At 65.9% G+C, this 16,745-nt stretch carries 17 protein-coding genes and 1 other RNA gene; 6 read left to right on the forward strand and 12 right to left on the reverse strand.

Features of this window, described 5'->3' with window-relative positions; translation table 11 throughout:
- Nucleotides 1-272: 272 nt before the first annotated feature.
- The 10 genes from gcvP to IN820_RS06020 form a co-directional block, all read right to left on the reverse strand.
- Nucleotides 273-3,149: an aminomethyl-transferring glycine dehydrogenase gene (gene gcvP / locus IN820_RS05975; RefSeq protein WP_193680098.1), complete on the reverse strand. Its 2,877-nt coding sequence runs from the start codon at nucleotides 3,147-3,149 to the stop codon at nucleotides 273-275.
- 59 nt (nucleotides 3,150-3,208) lie between these two features.
- A complete protein-coding gene (gcvH, locus tag IN820_RS05980) occupies nucleotides 3,209-3,598 on the reverse strand; it encodes a glycine cleavage system protein GcvH (protein WP_193680099.1) in 390 nt (129 codons plus the stop codon).
- A 52-nt stretch (nucleotides 3,599-3,650) separates the two neighbouring features.
- Nucleotides 3,651-4,733 (reverse strand): glycine cleavage system aminomethyltransferase GcvT, encoded by a 1,083-nt coding sequence (gene gcvT / locus IN820_RS05985; protein WP_193680100.1) that lies wholly within the window; start codon nucleotides 4,731-4,733, stop codon nucleotides 3,651-3,653.
- A 119-nt stretch (nucleotides 4,734-4,852) separates the two neighbouring features.
- Nucleotides 4,853-5,008 (reverse strand): hypothetical protein, encoded by a 156-nt coding sequence (locus tag IN820_RS05990; RefSeq protein WP_193680101.1) that lies wholly within the window; start codon nucleotides 5,006-5,008, stop codon nucleotides 4,853-4,855.
- 172 nt (nucleotides 5,009-5,180) lie between these two features.
- Nucleotides 5,181-6,797 carry an ABC transporter permease gene (locus tag IN820_RS05995; RefSeq protein ID WP_193680102.1) on the reverse strand — a complete coding sequence of 539 codons (1,617 nt, stop codon included), beginning with the start codon at nucleotides 6,795-6,797 and terminating at the stop codon, nucleotides 5,181-5,183.
- Nucleotides 6,798-7,005: 208 nt separating this feature from the next.
- A complete protein-coding gene (locus tag IN820_RS06000) occupies nucleotides 7,006-8,007 on the reverse strand; it encodes an extracellular solute-binding protein (protein WP_193680103.1) in 1,002 nt (333 codons plus the stop codon).
- 111 nt (nucleotides 8,008-8,118) lie between these two features.
- A complete protein-coding gene (locus IN820_RS06005; RefSeq protein ID WP_193680104.1) occupies nucleotides 8,119-9,339 on the reverse strand; it encodes a 2-octaprenyl-3-methyl-6-methoxy-1,4-benzoquinol hydroxylase in 1,221 nt (406 codons plus the stop codon).
- Nucleotides 9,340-9,433: 94 nt separating this feature from the next.
- Entirely contained in the window at nucleotides 9,434-10,612 is a 1,179-nt protein-coding gene (ubiH, locus tag IN820_RS06010) for a 2-octaprenyl-6-methoxyphenyl hydroxylase (RefSeq protein WP_193680105.1), read from the reverse strand.
- The gene (gene pepP, locus IN820_RS06015) at nucleotides 10,609-11,943 is read right to left on the reverse strand and encodes a Xaa-Pro aminopeptidase (protein WP_193680106.1); all 1,335 of its coding nucleotides are present in this window, start codon (nucleotides 11,941-11,943) and stop codon (nucleotides 10,609-10,611) included. Before pepP ends, ubiH begins: the two co-directional genes overlap by 4 nt.
- A gap of 16 nt (nucleotides 11,944-11,959) precedes the next feature.
- A complete protein-coding gene (locus tag IN820_RS06020; RefSeq protein WP_193680107.1) occupies nucleotides 11,960-12,514 on the reverse strand; it encodes a YecA/YgfB family protein in 555 nt (184 codons plus the stop codon).
- A 129-nt stretch (nucleotides 12,515-12,643) separates the two neighbouring features.
- Between IN820_RS06020 and IN820_RS06025 the strand changes: the two genes are divergently transcribed.
- From IN820_RS06025 to IN820_RS06040, 4 genes are all read left to right on the forward strand, one after another.
- Nucleotides 12,644-12,853, forward strand: a complete 210-nt coding sequence (locus IN820_RS06025) for a TIGR02449 family protein (protein WP_193680108.1) — start codon at nucleotides 12,644-12,646, stop codon at nucleotides 12,851-12,853.
- Nucleotides 12,850-13,164, forward strand: coding sequence for a cell division protein ZapA (locus IN820_RS06030; protein ID WP_193680109.1), 315 nt, complete (start codon nucleotides 12,850-12,852; stop codon nucleotides 13,162-13,164). Before IN820_RS06025 ends, IN820_RS06030 begins: the two co-directional genes overlap by 4 nt.
- Before the next feature lie 314 nt (nucleotides 13,165-13,478).
- Nucleotides 13,479-13,657, forward strand: a non-coding RNA gene (gene ssrS / locus IN820_RS06035) — 6S RNA.
- Between the two features lie 6 nt (nucleotides 13,658-13,663).
- Nucleotides 13,664-14,269, forward strand: coding sequence for a 5-formyltetrahydrofolate cyclo-ligase (locus IN820_RS06040; RefSeq protein ID WP_193680110.1), 606 nt, complete (start codon nucleotides 13,664-13,666; stop codon nucleotides 14,267-14,269).
- A gap of 25 nt (nucleotides 14,270-14,294) precedes the next feature.
- Here the strand turns inward: IN820_RS06040 and IN820_RS06045 are convergent, their stop codons facing one another.
- Entirely contained in the window at nucleotides 14,295-14,450 is a 156-nt protein-coding gene (locus tag IN820_RS06045; RefSeq protein WP_193680111.1) for a hypothetical protein, read from the reverse strand.
- 194 nt (nucleotides 14,451-14,644) lie between these two features.
- On the opposite strand from IN820_RS06045, the gene IN820_RS06050 reads away from it, so the two are divergent.
- Entirely contained in the window at nucleotides 14,645-15,094 is a 450-nt protein-coding gene (locus tag IN820_RS06050) for an EVE domain-containing protein (RefSeq protein ID WP_193680112.1), read from the forward strand.
- 16 nt (nucleotides 15,095-15,110) lie between these two features.
- Here the strand turns inward: IN820_RS06050 and IN820_RS06055 are convergent, their stop codons facing one another.
- A complete protein-coding gene (locus IN820_RS06055; protein ID WP_313024026.1) occupies nucleotides 15,111-15,512 on the reverse strand; it encodes a flagellar basal body-associated protein FliL in 402 nt (133 codons plus the stop codon).
- 205 nt (nucleotides 15,513-15,717) lie between these two features.
- On the opposite strand from IN820_RS06055, the gene IN820_RS06060 reads away from it, so the two are divergent.
- Entirely contained in the window at nucleotides 15,718-16,698 is a 981-nt protein-coding gene (locus tag IN820_RS06060; RefSeq protein ID WP_193680114.1) for an NADPH:quinone oxidoreductase family protein, read from the forward strand.
- Nucleotides 16,699-16,745 lie beyond the last annotated feature (47 nt).

Raw genomic sequence — 16,745 nt, forward strand, 5'->3', positions numbered from 1 at the left:
CAGAGGCCGGTGGATGTGAAAAGCGACATCCACCCTACGCCAAAATCCCGCGTCACCCGCAGCAACGTAGGGTGGATCGCGCTCCATCGATCCACCGAGCGGACGCCCGGTGGATGTGAAAAGCGACATCCACCCTACGCCAAAACCCGGCGTCACCCGCAGCAACGTAGGGTGGATCACGCTCCATCGATCCACCGAGCGGACGCCCGGTGGACGTGAAAAGCGACATCCACCCTACGAAAGCCTCCGGGCCCACCCGCCCAGGGAACTCGTCAATCGCGATAGGCCTCCACCGGCACGCAGGCGCAGAACAGGTTGCGGTCGCCATAGACGTTGTCGACCCGGTTCACCGCCGGCCAGTACTTGTGCGCCCGGGCATGGGCGCTGGGCGTCACCGCCTCGGCGATGCCGTAGGGACGGTCCCATTCGCCGATCACGTCGGCCAGGGTGTGCGGTGCATGCACCAGCGGATTGTTGTCCGCCGGCCACTGGCCATCCTGCACCTTGGCGATCTCCGCACGGATGCTCAGCATCGCCTCGACGAAGCGATCCAGCTCGGCCTTCGATTCGCTCTCGGTGGGCTCGATCATCAGCGTGCCGGGCACCGGGAAGGACATGGTCGGCGCATGGAAGCCGTAATCCATCAGGCGCTTGGCGACGTCTTCCTCGCTGATCCCGGTCTGCGCCTTGAGCGGACGCAGGTCGATGATGCATTCATGGGCCACGCGGCCGTTGCGCCCGCTGTAGAGCACCGGGAAGGCGCCGCCGAGGCGGTTGGCCAGGTAGTTGGCGCCGAGGATCGCGACTTCCGTGGCATCGCGCAGCTGCGGCCCCATCATGGCGATGTACATCCAGCTGATCGGCAGGATGCTGGCGCTGCCCCAGGGCGCCGCGCTGACCGCACCGTTGCCGGCCTGCGGCCCGTCCAGCTCGACCACCGGGTGGTTGGCGACGAAGGGCACCAGGTGCGCCTTGACGCCGATCGGCCCCATGCCCGGGCCGCCGCCGCCGTGCGGGATGCAGAAGGTCTTGTGCAGGTTCATGTGCGAGACGTCGGCACCGATGTCCGCCGGCCGCGCCAGGCCGACCTGGGCGTTGAGATTGGCGCCGTCCATGTAGACCTGGCCGCCATGGGCATGGATCGCCGCGCAGATCTCGCGCACGTTCTCCTCGTAGACGCCATGGGTCGAGGGGTAGGTGATCATCAGGCAGGACAGCCTGTCGCCGGCTTCGGCGGCCTTGCGCCGAAGGTCCTCGAGGTCGACGTTGCCGGCCTTGTCGCACTCGACGATGACCACGCGCATGCTCGCCATCTGCGCCGAGGCCGGGTTGGTGCCGTGGGCCGACGACGGGATCAGGCAGATGTCGCGCTGCCCCTCGCCACGGTTCTCGTGGTAGTTGCGGATCGCCAGCAGCCCGGCGTATTCGCCTTGGGCGCCGGAGTTGGGCTGCATGCTGATGGCATCGAAACCGGTGATCGCGCACAGCCAGGCTTCCAACTCGTCGATCATCAGTTTGTAGCCCTGAGCCTGCCCGCGCGGAACGAACGGATGCAGGTTGGCGAACTCGGCCCAGGTGATCGGGATCATCTCGCTGGTGGCATTGAGTTTCATGGTGCAGGAGCCGAGCGGAATCATCGCCTGGTTGAGCGCCAGGTCCTTGTTCTCCAGCTGCGTGAGATAGCGCAGCATCTCGGTTTCGCTGTGGTGCGCGTTGAATACCGGATGTTCGAGGTAGCCGCTGCCGCGCTGCAGGTCCTGCGGAATGCCCGCAGGCAGCTCGCCGGCATCCAGCGCGGGGATTTCCAGGCCGTGATCGGCGCCGAGGAAGATTGCCAGCAGCTGCTCCACGGTGCGCTCGTCGCAGGTTTCGTCGAGGCTGACGCCGAGCCGGCCGCGGCCAACAATGCGCAGGTTGATCCGTGCCGCCTCGGCGCTCTCGATGATCGCCGTCTGCGCGCCGCCGACGTCGAGGGTCAGGGTGTCGAAGAAGTGCCGGTTGACGCGGGCGACGCCCTTGCGTTCCAGGCCGGCGGCGAGCACCGCGGTCAGCCGGTGCACGCGCTGGGCGATGCGCTTGAGCCCCTGCGGGCCGTGGTAGACGGCGTAGAAGCCGGCGATATTGGCCAGCAGCACCTGCGCGGTGCAGATGTTGGAGTTGGCCTTCTCGCGGCGGATGTGCTGCTCGCGGGTCTGCAGCGCCATGCGCAGCGCGGTGTTGCCGCGGGCATCCTTGGAGACGCCGATGATGCGCCCGGGCATGGCGCGCTTGAATTCGTCGCGGCTGGCGAAATAGGCCGCGTGCGGGCCGCCGTAGCCCATCGGCACGCCGAAACGCTGGGTGGAACCGAGCACCACGTCGGCGCCGAGCTCACCCGGCGGCGTCAGCAGCAGCAGGCTGAGCAGATCGGCGGCGACGCAGGCCAGTGCCTGCTGGCCATGCAGCCGTTCGATGGCCGGGCGCAGGTCGCGAATCTCACCATGGGTATCGGGATATTGCAGCAGCGCGCCGAACACGTCCTGGCCGGCCAGCGCGTCGAGCGTGCCCACCACCAGTTCGAAACCGAACGCCTCGGCGCGGGTGCGCACCACCGAGAGCGTCTGCGGATGGCAGTTCTCCTCGACGAAGAAGCGGTTGCTCTTGCTCTTCGCCACTCGCCTCGCCAGGGTCATGGCCTCCGCCGCCGCGGTGGCCTCGTCCAGCAGCGAGGCGTTGGCCAGGTCAAGGCCGGTGAGGTCGATGATCATCTGCTGGTAGTTCAGCAGCGCCTCCAGGCGGCCCTGGGCGATTTCCGGCTGGTAGGGCGTGTAGGCGGTGTACCAGCCCGGATTCTCCAGCACGTTGCGCAGGATCACCGGCGGGGTGACGGTGCCGTGGTAGCCCATGCCGATCAGGCTGGTCCAGAGCTGGTTCTGCTCGGCGTAGCCACGCAATTTGGCCAGCGCGGCCTGCTCGTCCAGCGCTGGCGGCAGCGCCAGCTCGCCCTGCAGGCGAATCGCCGGCGGCACGGTCTGCTCGATCAGTTGCTCGCGACTGGCCAGGCCCAGCGCGTCGAGCATGGCCTGCTGTTCGCCCGCGTCCGGGCCAAGATGGCGACGCACAAAGGCATCGGATTGCTGGAGTTGGGAAAGACTCGGCATATGCGGCATGGCAGCTACTCTCGAAAAAAACAAAAGCCCCGGCAGAGCGGGGCTTTTGATGGTGATGCTCAGGCTTGGGCGTCGCAGGCCGCCTGGTAGCCGGCGGCGTCGAGCAGCTTGTCCAGCTGCGCCGGGTCGCTCGGCTGCAGGCGGAAGAACCAGCTGCCGTAGGGGTCGCTGTTGACCCGCTCGGGCGAGTCGGCGAGCGCTTCGTTGATCGCGACCACCTCGCCGGATACCGGCGCATAGATGTCGGATGCGGCCTTCACCGACTCCACCACGCCGGCTTCCTGGCCGGCGTCGAGCTGGCGACCGACGTCCGGCAGTTCGACGTAGACCACGTCCCCCAGCGCTTCCTGGGCGTGATCGGAGATGCCGACGGTGACGCTGCCGTCCGCTTCGAGACGGGCCCACTCATGGCTGGCGGCGTAACGCAGATCGCTGGGGATATCGCTCATTGTTGTGTCCTCAAGGCTGTTGACAGCAGTCGCGCAAAACAGTCGGTCGAATTTACACCAGTACCTTGCCGTGACGCACGAAGGTCGGCTGCACCACACGTACCGGATACCATTTGCCACGGATTTCCACTTCGGCGCGCTCGCCGGTGCCGGCGGGCACGCGGGCCAGGGCGATGGATTTGCCAAGCGTAGGTGAAAAACTGCCGCTGGTGATTTCGCCGTCGCCGAGGCCCGTGACGCGTACTACCTGATGGGCGCGCAGCACGCCGCGCTCTTCGAGGACGAGGCCGACCAGCTTGGGCAGGTCGTCGCGCATCCGCTGCTGCTCCAGCGCCGCGCGGCCGATGAAATCACGCTCGACCGGCTCCCAGGCGATGGTCCAGCCCATATTGGCCGCCAGTGGCGAGACGTCCTCGCTCATGTCCTGGCCATAGAGGTTCAGGCCGGCTTCCAGGCGCAGGGTGTCGCGCGCGCCGAGGCCGATCGGCGGGATGCCGGCGCCGACCAGCTCGCTGAGAAAGTCCGGGGCCTGCTTGGCCGGGAGGATGATCTCCAGCCCGTCCTCGCCGGTGTAACCGGTACGCCCGATGAACCAGTCGCCCTCGGCCAGGCCCTGAAACGGCTTGAGCTCCTGAATCAGCGCCGCGCAGCTCTGGCTGACCAGCTCGGCGGTGCGCGCCCGTGCCTGGGGTCCCTGGATGGCCAGCATGGCCAGCTCCGCACGCTCGCTGACCTCGACCGCGAAACCGGGCGTCTGCGCCTGCATCCATGCCAGGTCCTTGTCGCGGGTACTGGCATTGACCACCAGGCGGTAGCCCCAGTCGGTGAGGTAGACGATCAGGTCGTCGATCACGCCGCCGCTTTCGTTGAGCATGGCCGTATAGAGCGCCCTGCCGGCACTCTTCAGACGCGCCACATCGTTGGCCAACAGACGCTGCAGGTAGGCCTTGGCACCGTCGCCGGCCACATCGACCACGGTCATGTGCGAGACGTCGAACACTCCACAGTCACGTCGCACCTGGTGATGCTCTTCAACCTGGGAGCCATAATGCAGTGGCATGTCCCAGCCACCGAAATCGACCATTTTGGCGCCGAGCGCAAGGTGTTGATCGTAGAGGGGAGTACGCTGACCCATGGGTGTCTCCTTCCGGGCAGGTCGCCGAATCGGCATTGGAAAAGTCTTGTAAGAATCGGCCCGCGCAAGGACCGGCGACTTTCGAATGGCGCGCATTGTAGCCCCAAGGTGGCGGCAGGTCACGGCGCATCCGGCAGGCGGAAGCTGGAAGCTGGAAGCTGGAAGCTGGAAGCTGGAAAAATCGTAGGGCGGGTGAAACCCGCCACGCGTGCGGGACGCCCGCTCAGTTCAGCAGGTTGCAACTCGGCCTGCGGCCGCTGCGGCTTTTCGTCCATCCCCCATGCTCGTGTCGGCTTTGCAGCTTTAGCAGGCTGTTGAAAAACTACCTGCGTTGCCATCGCGGCGTTAAAAACAGGCTAAAAATGCTCATTTACAGCTCGTAAACTGCGCTTTTTCGCCTGTTTTTGCCTTGCGCTGGCTGCCTCGCCTACGTTTTTCAACGGCCTGTTAGCCTATCCGCCTGGCCGAGCGCCGGATCAGCAGGATCACCGGCAACAGCCCCACCAGCACCAGCGTCAGCGCCGGCAGGGAGGCACGTGCCCACTCGCCCTCGCTGGTCATCTCGAAGATGCGCACCGCCAGGGTGTCCCAGCCGAAAGGGCGCATCAGCAGCGTGGCCGGCATCTCCTTGAGCACGTCGACGAACACCAGCAGGGCGGCGCTCAGGGTGCCCGGCAGCAGCAGCGGCAGATAGACGCGCAAGAACAGCGCCGGACCGCCGACGCCCAGGCTGCGCGAAGCCTGCGGCAACGATGGGCGGACCCGCGCCAGACTGCTTTCCAGCGGGCCGAAGGCCACCGCCATGAAACGGATCAGGTAGGCCAGCAGCAAGGCGCCGAGGCTGCCGAGCAGGATCGGCTTGCCGGCGCCACCGAGCCAGCTGGAAAGCGGGATCACCATATGCCGATCCAGATAACTGAAAGCCAGCATGATCGACACCGCCAGCACCGAGCCAGGCAAGGCGTAGCCGAGATTGGCCAGGCCCACCGCGCTGCGGATCGAGCGTACCGGCGCCTGCCGGCGGGCGAAGGCCAGCAGCAGCGCCACCGTCACGGTGATCAGCGCGGCCAAGCCGCCTAGGTAGAGGGTATGCAGGATCAGCCCGGCATAGCGCTCGTCCAGATCGAAGCGCCCACGCTGCCAGAGCCAGACCAGTAACTGCAGCACCGGGATGATGAAGGCGCAGAGAAACACCAGCCCGCACCAGGCACTGGCCGCGAAGGCCTTGAGGCCTGTCAGGCGGTACAGCGCCGCGGAGCGCGGCCGATCGTTCGCCGGGCGCGCCGCGCCGCGGGCACGGCGTTCGCCGTAGAGCACCAGCATCACCGCCAGCAGCAGCAGGCTGGCCAGCTGGGTGGCGCTGGTCAGGCTGAAAAAGCCGTACCAGGTCTTGTAGATGGCGGTGGTGAAGGTATCGAAGTTGAACACCGCAACCGCGCCGAAGTCCGCCAGCGTCTCCATCAGCGCCAGCGCCAGGCCGGCGCCGATGGCCGGTCGCGCCATCGGCAGCGCAACCCGCCAGAACGCCTGCCAGGGCGACTGCCCGAGCACCCGCGCGGCCTCCATCAGCCCCTTGCCCTGGGCGAGGAATGCCGAGCGCGCGAGCAGGTAGACGTAGGGGTAGAACACCAGCACCAGCACCGCGATGACGCCGCCGGTGGAGCGCACCCGCGGGAAACGGATGCCGCTGCCGAACCATTCGCGCGCCAGGCTCTGCACCGGGCCGGAAAAGTCCAGCAGGCCGATGAAGACGAATGCCAGCACGTAGGCGGGAATCGCAAAGGGCAGCATCAGCGCCCAGTCCAGCCAGCGCCGGCCGGGAAATTCGCACAATGCGGTCAACCAGGCGAGGCTGACGCCGAGCACCACCACGCCGACGCCAACGCCGAGCACCAGGGTCAGGGTATTGCCGAGCAGGCGCGGCATCTGCGTATCCCATAGATGCGCCCAGATCTCGGTATCGATGACGCCCCAGCTGAACAGCAGAATGCTCAGCGGCAACAGCACCAGAGCCGCGACTGCGAAGGTGATGGGATACCAGCGGCGCTCCACGGGATGGGACACGAGGACTCCTTGTCTTAACGCAAACACCCCGGACGACCGGGGCGCGCACTATAGCAGCAGCTGCAAGCTGCAAGCTGCAAGCTGCAAGCTGCAAGCTGCAAGCTGCAAGCTGGTCAGCCTGAAGGCCGGCTCCCGGAGCTCGTCAAATGCTCCATAGCGTTTTCGCTCTTACTTGAGGCTTGTCGCTTGCGGCTTGACGCTGCCTTTGTCAGTTCCAACCGACCCGGTCCATCAGCCGGATGGCCTCGGCCTGACGCTTGCCTGTCACTTCCACCGGGATGGTGTCGGCCTTGAATTCGCCCCAGGACGTCACTTCCGCCGAGGGCTTGACGTTCGGGTTGGCCGGGAACTCCTTGTTGGCGTCGGCGAAGATGCTCTGCGCCTCGGGACTGGTCATCCACTCCACCAGCTTGCGCGCGGCCTCGGGGTGCGGCGCATGCTTGGTCAGGCCGATGCCGGACAGGTTGACATGCACGCCACGGTCATTCTGGTTCGGCCAGAACAGCTTGGCCTTGAGTTGCGGGTCCTGCTGGTGCAGGCGACCGTAGTAATAGGTGTTGACGATGCCGACGTCGCACTGGCCGGCAGCCACTGCCTGGATCACGGCATTGTCGTCGGCGAACACGTCGGTGGCGAGGTTGTTCACCCAGCCCTTGAGGATCTGCTCGGTCTTCTCGGCACCATGGGTTTCGAGCATGGTCGCGGTCAGCGACTGGTTGTAGACCTTCTTGCTCGTGCGCAGGCACAGGCGGCCTTCCCAGTTCTCGTCGGCCAGTGCTTCGTAGGTGGTCAGCTCGCCTTCCTCGACCCGCTCCGGCGAGTAGACGATGGTCCGGGCGCGCAGCGACAAGCCGGTCCAGGCATCGTTGGAGGAACGGTACTGCGACGGGATGTTGTCCTTCACCACTTGCGAGCCGAGCGGCTGCAGGATGCCCATCTGCTCGGCCTGCCAGAGGTTACCGCCATCGACGGTGAGCAGCAGGTCGGCCGGCGTGTTCTCGCCTTCGGCCTTGATGCGGGCCATCAGCGGGGCTTCCTTGTCGGTGATGAATTTCACCGCGACGCCGGTCTTCTGGGTGTAGGCGTCGAAAACGGGTTTGATCAGCTCGTCGATTCGCGAGGAGTAGACCACTACTTCATCGGCAGCCTGGACAGCGCTCGACAGCGCGGTGAGCGCCAGAGCGGCGAGTAAACCTTTGCTTGCCTGCATGGAACAGCCTCTTCGTGTCATGTTGATCAGAGGCCAAATAGTAGTGAATGTTATTTCGCTTCTCAATGCGACAATTGGTACGCGCAACGTTTGGTAAATATCGAACTGCCATCAAGCGCGCGCCAATTCCGGCAGATCGCCGCTCAGTCCCAGCGCCTGGCGCACGAACAGCGCTTTCGCCTCGGGCAGGGATTGCACGGTTTTCAGCCCGACGTTGCGCAGCCAGCGCAGCAGCAGCGGATCGGCCTGGAACAGCCGCTCGAAGCCCTCCATCGCCGCCATCATCGCCAGGTTGTGCGGCATGCGACGCCGCTCGAAACGACTGAGCACACGCAGATCGGCCAATCGCTCGCCACGCGCCAGCGCCGCCTCGAGCACTTCGGCGAGCACCGCCGCATCGAGCAGGCCGAGATTCACGCCCTGCCCGGCCAAGGGATGGATGGTATGCGCGGCATCGCCGATCAGCGCCAGCCCGGGCTGCACGTAGCGCTTGGCATGGCGCTGGCGTAGCGGGATGCACAGCCGCGGATCGACTTCGAGCACCTCGCCCAGGCGCTGTTCGAAGGCGCGGCCGAGCGCGGCGCGGAACGCCTGGTCGTCCAACGCCATCAGCCGGCGCGCCTGGTCCTCGGTGACCGACCAGACGATGGAGCACCAGTGGCGATCGCCGTCACGCTCCAGCGGCAGGAATGCCAGCGGACCGTCGTCGGTGAAGCGTTGCCAGGCCGTGCGCTGGTGCGGCTCGGCGCAGCGTACGCTGGTGACGATCGCCTGGTGCAGATAATCCCATTCGCGGGTTTCGCAGCCGGCCAGGCGTCGCACCGCCGAATGGGCGCCGTCGGCGGCAACCAGCAGCGGCGTGCGCAGCTCCTGACCATCGGTCAGGCTCAGCAGCCAGCCTTCGTCGCTCCGGTGCAGCCGTTCGAGCCGCGCAGCGGCGATCAGCTCGACCGCACCACGCGCCTGCAGCGTCTCCAGCAGCGCGTCCTGCACCACCCGATTCTCGACGATATGACCGAGCACCTCGGCATGCACCGCTTCGGCCGAAAAGTGGATCTGCCCGGTACCCGAGCCATCCCAGACCTGCATGTCGATGTAGGGGCTGGCCCGTCGCGCAGCGATGCCCGGCCAGGCGCCGACACGCTGGAGAATCCGCTGACTGGCGGCGGACAGCGCGCTGACCCGCGGCTCGAAGGCGGCCTGGCCGTCGTACGGGCGAACCTCGAGCGGGCCGGCATCGACCACCACGATCTTCAGCCCGCACCTTTCCAGCGCCAGGGCCAGCGTGCTGCCGACCATTCCGGCGCCGACGATGATCAGATCCGCTTGCATCATGTGTCTCCCGGCTGCCGCACCAGCGGCTTGAGTCGAACATACGAGGGCCCTCAGCCCCTCACCACCGCTTTCCCAGCCCGCCGCGCCGCGATCAGCCGGCGCGCGTACCCAGCCCCATCGCCTGGCGGGCGAACCAGCGCTTGGCCGGGGGCGCCAGGTCGAGGCCGAGCAATCCCAGATTGCGCCCGGCGGCGGCCAGCGGCCCGGAATCGCCGAACAATCGGGTGAGCTGATCGGAAAAACCGACGGTCAGTTGCTGGTCGAGACGCTGGCGCCGGGCATAGCCCTGTAGCACCGCCAGATCGCCGAGCCCGGCCGTGCTGCGCAGTAGTGCGGCACTCAGCGCGTCGACGTCGCGCAGCGACAGGTTGTAGCCCTGGCCGGCGATCGGGTGCAGGCTGTGCGCGGCGTTGCCGAGCACCACCAGGCCGGAACGCACCTGCTCCTCGGCCTCGATCAGTGCCAGCGGATAGAGATGCCGCGCGCCGACCTGCTGCAGGGTGCCGAGCCGGTAGCCGAAAGCATCCTGCAGTTCGGCGAGAAATTGCGCCTCGTGCAGCTGTGCCAGCCGCGCCGCATCGGCCTGGGCACGGCTCCAGACCAGTGCGCAGCGGCCATCCTGCAGCGGCAGCAACGCCATCGGCCCGTCTTCGGTAAAACGCTCGAAGGCCAGACCGCCATGTGGCTTGCCCGGCGTGATGTTGGCGATCAGCGCGGTCTGCCCGTATGGCCGGCGCAGGATCTGGATACCGAGCTGTTCGCGCAGCCCCGAACGACCGCCATCGGCCAGTACGGTCAGGGTACAGTCCAGATGCTGCCCATCGGTAAAGGTCAGGCGATAGCCATCGGCGCCGGGCTCCAGTCGATCGACCTCGGCCGGGCAATGGCGGATCACCACCTCGTCATCCAGCACCTGCCACAGGCAATGCCCGATCCAGGCGTTCTCCACCACGTAGCCCAGCGCTTCGACCCCTTCGCTGCGCGCATCCAGCCGCGCGGCACCGAACCGGCCGCGTTCGGACACATGGATGCGCAGGATCGGTTCGGCGCGCTCGGCGATCCGCGACCACAGCCCCAGCCGCTGATAGATCAGCCGGGTACCGTAGGACAGCGCGGTGGACCGCGCGTCGTAGCTCGGCTGGTATTCGTGGCCGGGCTCGAACGGCTCGATCAGATGGATTTGCCAGCCGCGCTCACGCGCCCCCTGTTGCAGGGCCAGCGCCAGGCTGGCACCCACCAGGCCGCCGCCGATGATCGCCAGTCTAGTCACGCCGCCTGCTCGCGGGCGGCGGCCATCAGCGCCTCGATCTCGGCAAGGCTCTTGGGCACGCCGTTGGTGAGGATCTCGCAGCCCGTCCGGGTCACCACCACGTCGTCCTCGATGCGCACGCCGATGCCGCGCCATTTCTTCGCGACGTTCGGGTTGTCCACCGCAATGTAGATGCCCGGCTCGACGGTCATCGCCATGCCCGGCTCGAGCACGCGCCATTCGCCGCCGACCTTGTAGTCGCCGACGTCGTGCACGTCCATGCCCAGCCAGTGGCCGGCACGGTGCATGTAGAAGGGTTTGTAGGCCTCGCTGGCGATCAGCTCGTCGACGTCGCCCTGCAGCAGGCCCAGCTCCACCAGCCCGGCGGTGATCACCCGCACGGTGGCCTCGTGGGCCGCGTTCCAGTGCTTGCCGGGGGCGATGTGCCTGAAGGCTTCCTCGTTGGCCGCCAGCACCAGCTCGTAGATCGCCTTCTGCTCGGCGGAGAACCGACCGCTGACCGGGAAGGTGCGGGTGATGTCGCTGGCGTAGCAGTCGATCTCGCAGCCGGCGTCGATCAGCACCAGATCGCCATCCTTGAGCGGTGCGTCGTTCTCGCGGTAGTGCAGGATGCAGGCGTTGCGGCCGGCGGCGACGATCGAGCCGTAGGCCGGCATCTTCGCCCCGCCCTTGCGGAATTCGTAGTCCAGCTCGGCCTCGAGGTGGTATTCGAACAACCCGGCGCGGCTGGCCTGCATGGCGCGGATATGCGCGCGGGCGGAGATTTCCGCCGCATGCTTCATCACCTTCACTTCGTTGGCCGACTTGTACAGGCGCATGTCGTGCAGCAGATGATCGAGGGCGACGAACTCGCTGGGCGGCTGGGCGCCCTGGCGCGCCTTGGTGCGGATCACCTTGATCCATTCCATCAGGCGGTGATCGAAGCCCTCGTTGGTGCCGATGGCGTAGTAGACACGGTCGCGCCCCTCGATCAGGCCGGGGAGGATGTCGTCGATATCGCCGATGGGGAAGGCATCGTCGGCACCGTAGTCCTTGATCGCGCCGTCCTGGCCGGCCCGCAGCCCGTCCCACAGTTCACGTTCCGGATCGCGCTCGCGGCAGAACAGCACGTATTCGCCATGCTCGCGCCCGGGGATCAGGGCAATCACCGCCTCCGGTTCGGGAAAGCCGGAGAGATACTGGAAATCGCTGTCCTGGCGGTAGACGTGCTCGACATCGCGGTTGCGGATGTACATCGGCGCCGCGGGCAGGATGGCGATGCTGTTGGGTTCCATCTGCTCCATCAGCGCCTTGCGCCGACGGGCGTATTCCGATTTCGGGATGCGGGTCATGGGCGGGGCAACTTCCTCAATGCAGGGAGGGTTTCGCGACCGGCGGAACCGGCTTGGCGCATTCGGTGAACAGCAGCAGCGGCGCGACGCGCAGGTACTCCATCACCTCCATGTAGTCGCTCTCGCCGTCCTCGGATTCCTCCAGGGAATCCTGGATCTGCGCGATGGCGGACAGGTCCTGCAACACTTCCACGGCTTCGGTGCTCAGCGCACGGTCGCCTGCGGCGAGACCGAAACCGGCGAGGAAGCCCTGGCACCACTGGCCCAGCGCCACGGCCCGCTCGCTCAACGGGGTGTCGTCGCTGGGCAGCAGCAGCACGATGGCGATGTCGTCGCCGGCGAGTTCGCCCTTGACCATCTCCTGCAGGCCGATCAGCGCCTGGCGGATGCTGTCCTGCGGTGCCTCGCCGAGCAGGTCGGAGGCGTCGGTCAGCCAGGGCTCGACGTCGAAGCCGGCACCGGCGCAACTGCGACCGAGCAGCAAACCATGCAGCTCGGCGGGAGAAACGACTTGGGGAGCGCCGGCCAGAAGTGTGGCGAAGGCGGCATAGGGGGAGTTCTGAATCGACATGGCGGCTAGGCGCACGCAGGCGCAATGACTAGAATGAAGGCCTCGTATCCTAGCACCGGCGGCGGCGGCAAGACCATCGAAGCCCCCGGACATCGCCTCCGTCTTCACCAGTGCTTCAACAGGAATCCCATGGAAGACGCCGATCTGAAAGCGCTGACCGCCAAGCTGGAACAGCTGATTCAGCGCATCGAGCAACTCAAGGCACAGAATCGCCTGCTGCTGGCCAACGAGCAGGCATGGCGCGAGGAGCGCGCTCATCTGATCGAAAAGAACGAAATGGCCCGGTTGAAGGTCGAATCAATGATTTCGCGCCTGAAAGCCCTGGAGCAGGACTCATGACCCAGCCGAACACCGTTACCGTGCACATCATGGACAAGGAATACTGCATCGCCTGTCCGCCCGAGGAGCGCAGCAATCTGGAAGGCGCCGCCCGCTACCTGGACCGCAAGATGCGCGAGATCCGCAGCAGCGGCAAGGTCATCGGCGCCGACCGCGTGGCGGTGATGGCCGCGTTGAACATCACCCACGAACTGTTGCACAAGCACGACCGCCTGGACGCCGAAGCCAACAGTGCGCGCGAGCACGTACGCATGCTGCTGGAGCGCGTCGACAGCGCCTTGGCCCCCGATCCAAACCCCTCCGGCAACTGATGAACGGTTAGGGTCTGTTCCCGTTTTATTCGCGGCCGCGCCGGAGCCTGTTTTTGCGCGAGGCAAGGCGCGAGATGCGAAGCCTGGTCGTCCAAATGAGCCATCGAGTAACCCCGCATTGCGCAAAAACAGGCCCGGCCCGATGGGTTGCGCGGCAAATGGCCCCATGCGGCATTGCGGGACTTGGCAAGGGATCACCATTGCCTGCGTCCCGCGCCTGCGGAACGCCACCTGACCATGGCGCCATTGGGCGCAGCAACGCGGCTCCCGATGAAACGGGAACAGACCCTGAGGTATTGAGGTATAATCCGCGCAACTCCCTGGCATGTGCGCCAGTCGGCGATGACCCTCTCCCGATAAGCAACACCATGGAGGCTACATGTGGAACCGGTGTGCATGTCCGCCTGACGGAAAGCCTGAAGGTTTCCTGTAGTCGCCACCTTGAACTCTCGGGTTCAAGGGCCTACGCCGGCAGCGGCATGCTGGGGAGCCACTTCCAATGATCGTAGCCGAAGGCCTCTCGCGTCCGGCGCTACGTCGCAAGCTGCGGCAGGCGCGCCGCCGGCTCAGCCCCGCCCAGCAACGCCTCGCCGCACTTCGACTCTATCGACAGCTGGCCCAGCACCCCCTGTTTCGCCGTGCCCGCCACGTCGCGCTCTATCTGCCCAATGATGGTGAGATCGACCCCCGCCCGCTGCTGCGCGCTGCCCAGCGCCGCGGCAAGGCCACCTATCTGCCGGTGCTCAACCCCTGGCCACGCACGCGCATGGTGTTCCAGCGCATCGACTCCGGCGAACGGCTGCGGCCGAACCGCTTCGGTATCCGTGAACCGTATCGGTGCGCCGCCCGGCAACGACCGGTATGGACGCTGGACCTGCTGTTGATGCCACTGGTGGGCTTCGACGAAGGCGGCGGACGACTGGGAATGGGTGGAGGTTTCTATGACCGCAGCCTGGCGTATCGCTCGATTCGCAAAAAAAGTCACAAACCGACACTTTTGGGACTGGCGCACGAGTGCCAGAAGGTCGACAGGCTGTCACTGGAAAGCTGGGATGTGGCCCTGCAGGCCACCGTAACGGACCGGGGCTGGTACGTCGGGAAATGATCGGCCGCGTCCTTGCGGCACTCCATCAACGTTGCTGGGTCGTCTGCTGCAGCTGAATCACCGGAGCGGCGCCGGCCGGCTCGCCGTGGCGCTCCCAGAGGCTCTGCGTATAACCCGTGGTGACTACGCCCAGGCCGAAGATGAAGATCAAAATCCAAAGAATGTCTGGCTTGCGTTTCATATGCTCGCCTCCCCCTAACAGGTGAATCTTTCCGCCGAGTCGGTGTGATTTATCGTTCTGGAGACTCGATAGGCCACCTTACAGCCGCGGCATTCTCCGTGAAGCCTCGGCACTGCGCAAACGGTATTGCAGCCGATTGTCGGAGATTTTGCCATCATGGTCTGATCGAACCGAACGAAAGGAAGGCAATATTCATGCCGCACTGGCTAATGAAGTCCGAACCGGACGAATTTTCCATTCAGGACCTGAAGCAAAAGGGCAGCGGACGCTGGGATGGCGTGCGCAATTACCAGGCGCGCAATTACCTGCGCGAGATGCGCGTGGGCGACTCGTTCTTCTTCTATCATTCGAGCTGCGCCGAACCCGGCATCGCCGGCATTGGCCGCATCGCCCGCACCGCCTATCCCGACCCGAGCGCACTGGATCACGGCAGCCCCTACTTCGACTCCAAGGCCAGCACCGACAGGAATCCCTGGAGCGCCGTCGACGTCGACTTCGTCGAAGTCTTTGCCGCGCCGCTGAAACTGGCGCGACTGAAAACCGAACCGGCATTGCAGCAACTCGCCCTGGTGAAGAAAGGCAGCCGCCTGTCGGTGATGCCGGTGAGCGAGGAGGAGTGGGCGGCAATCCTGGCACTGCGCTGAGCCCGCGAGAGGCCGCTCACTGGATGATCAGGTTGTTGAACAGCAGATCCTCCACCAACGGCTTGCCCTCTTCTTGCACCAGCACCTCGCGCACTTGCCTCAGCGCCTCCTGGCGCAGTTGCTCCTTGGCCTCGAGGCTGCTCAGGGTCTCGTCGGTCTGCTGCGAGAACAGCATGACCAACTGGTTGCGGATCAGCGGCTCGTGGTGCTTGACCCGGTCCTCCGCATCCTTGCTGGCGATGCGCAGCGCGACATCGGCCTTGTAGTACTTGAGCCGCTCGCCGGAGCTGTAGTTGCCGACCAGCGCCGGCGCCAGAGCGTAATAGAGCGTCTGGTTGGCGGCCTCGTCGGCTGCGCCCTGGGCGAAAGCCGGGCCTACCAGGAGAAAACAGAAAAACAGGGAGATGATGCGCTTCACGGGACTGCTCCAAGGACTAACCGCCGCCAGCATAACCAGTGCCAGCGCGCCACCCAAGCCCGCCGCTTATACACCACCATTACAGCCGACGATGCTGATTGCCTCGCGGCCCCACCCCTCTAGACTTGACCCGCCAAGAACAGTCGAGCCCCTCCATCGCCGGGCTGCCCTTCGTCGCCCCCGGTCAGTCGAACAAGGAAAACCGATGAAAGCCGTCCTGTGCAAAGCCTTCGGCCCGGCCGACAACCTGACCCTCGCAGAGGTCGCCTCGCCACAGATCAGGCCGAACGAGATCCTGCTCGAGGTGCATGCCGCCGGGGTCAATTTCCCCGACACCCTGATGATCGAGGGCAAGTACCAGTTCAAGCCGCCTTTCCCCTTCTCACCCGGAGGCGAGGCCGCCGGGGTGGTCGCGGCAGTGGGTAAAAAGATCGGCCATCTGAAGGTCGGCGACCGGGTCATGGGGCTCACCGGCTGGGGCAGCTTCGCCGAGCAGGTGGCGGTGCCGGGGCACAACGTGCTGCCGATTCCGCCGGGGATGGATTTCGAAACCGCGGCCGCCTTCAGCATGACCTACGGCACCTCGATGCACGCACTCAAGCAGCGCGCCAACCTGCAGCCCGGGGAAACCCTGCTGGTGCTGGGCGCTTCCGGCGGCGTCGGCCTGGCCGCGGTGGAAATCGGCAAGGCCATGGGCGCGCGGGTGATCGCCGCTGCCTCCAGCGAAGAGAAGCTGGACGTGGCGAAGAACGCCGGCGCCGACGAACTGATCGACTACAGCCAAGGTGGCCTGAAGGAGCGACTCAAGGAGCTCACCGGCGGCCAGGGCGTCGACGTGATCTACGATCCGGTGGGCGGCCAGCTGTTCGAGGAAGCCTTTCGCAGCATCGCCTGGAACGGCCGCATGCTGGTGGTGGGCTTCGCCGCCGGTGGCGAGATTCCGGCATTGCCGGCAAATCTGCCGCTGCTCAAGGGTGCAGCCCTGGTCGGTGTGTTCTGGGGCGCCTTCGCCCAGCGCCAGCCGCAGGACAATGCCGCGAACTTCCGCCAGCTGTTCGCCTGGCATGCCGAAGGCAGGCTCAAGCCGCTGGTGTCGCAACGCTTCGCGCTGGAAGACACCGCCAGGGCCATCGATACCCTCGGCCGGCGCAAGGCCGTGGGCAAGCTGGTAGTGAAGGTCCGCTGAAGCAGCTGCAAGCTGCAAGCTGCAAGCTGCAAGCTGCAAGCTGCAAG

Source organism: Pseudomonas lopnurensis, assembly GCF_015070855.1.
GTDB classification, from domain to species: domain Bacteria; phylum Pseudomonadota; class Gammaproteobacteria; order Pseudomonadales; family Pseudomonadaceae; genus Stutzerimonas; species Stutzerimonas lopnurensis.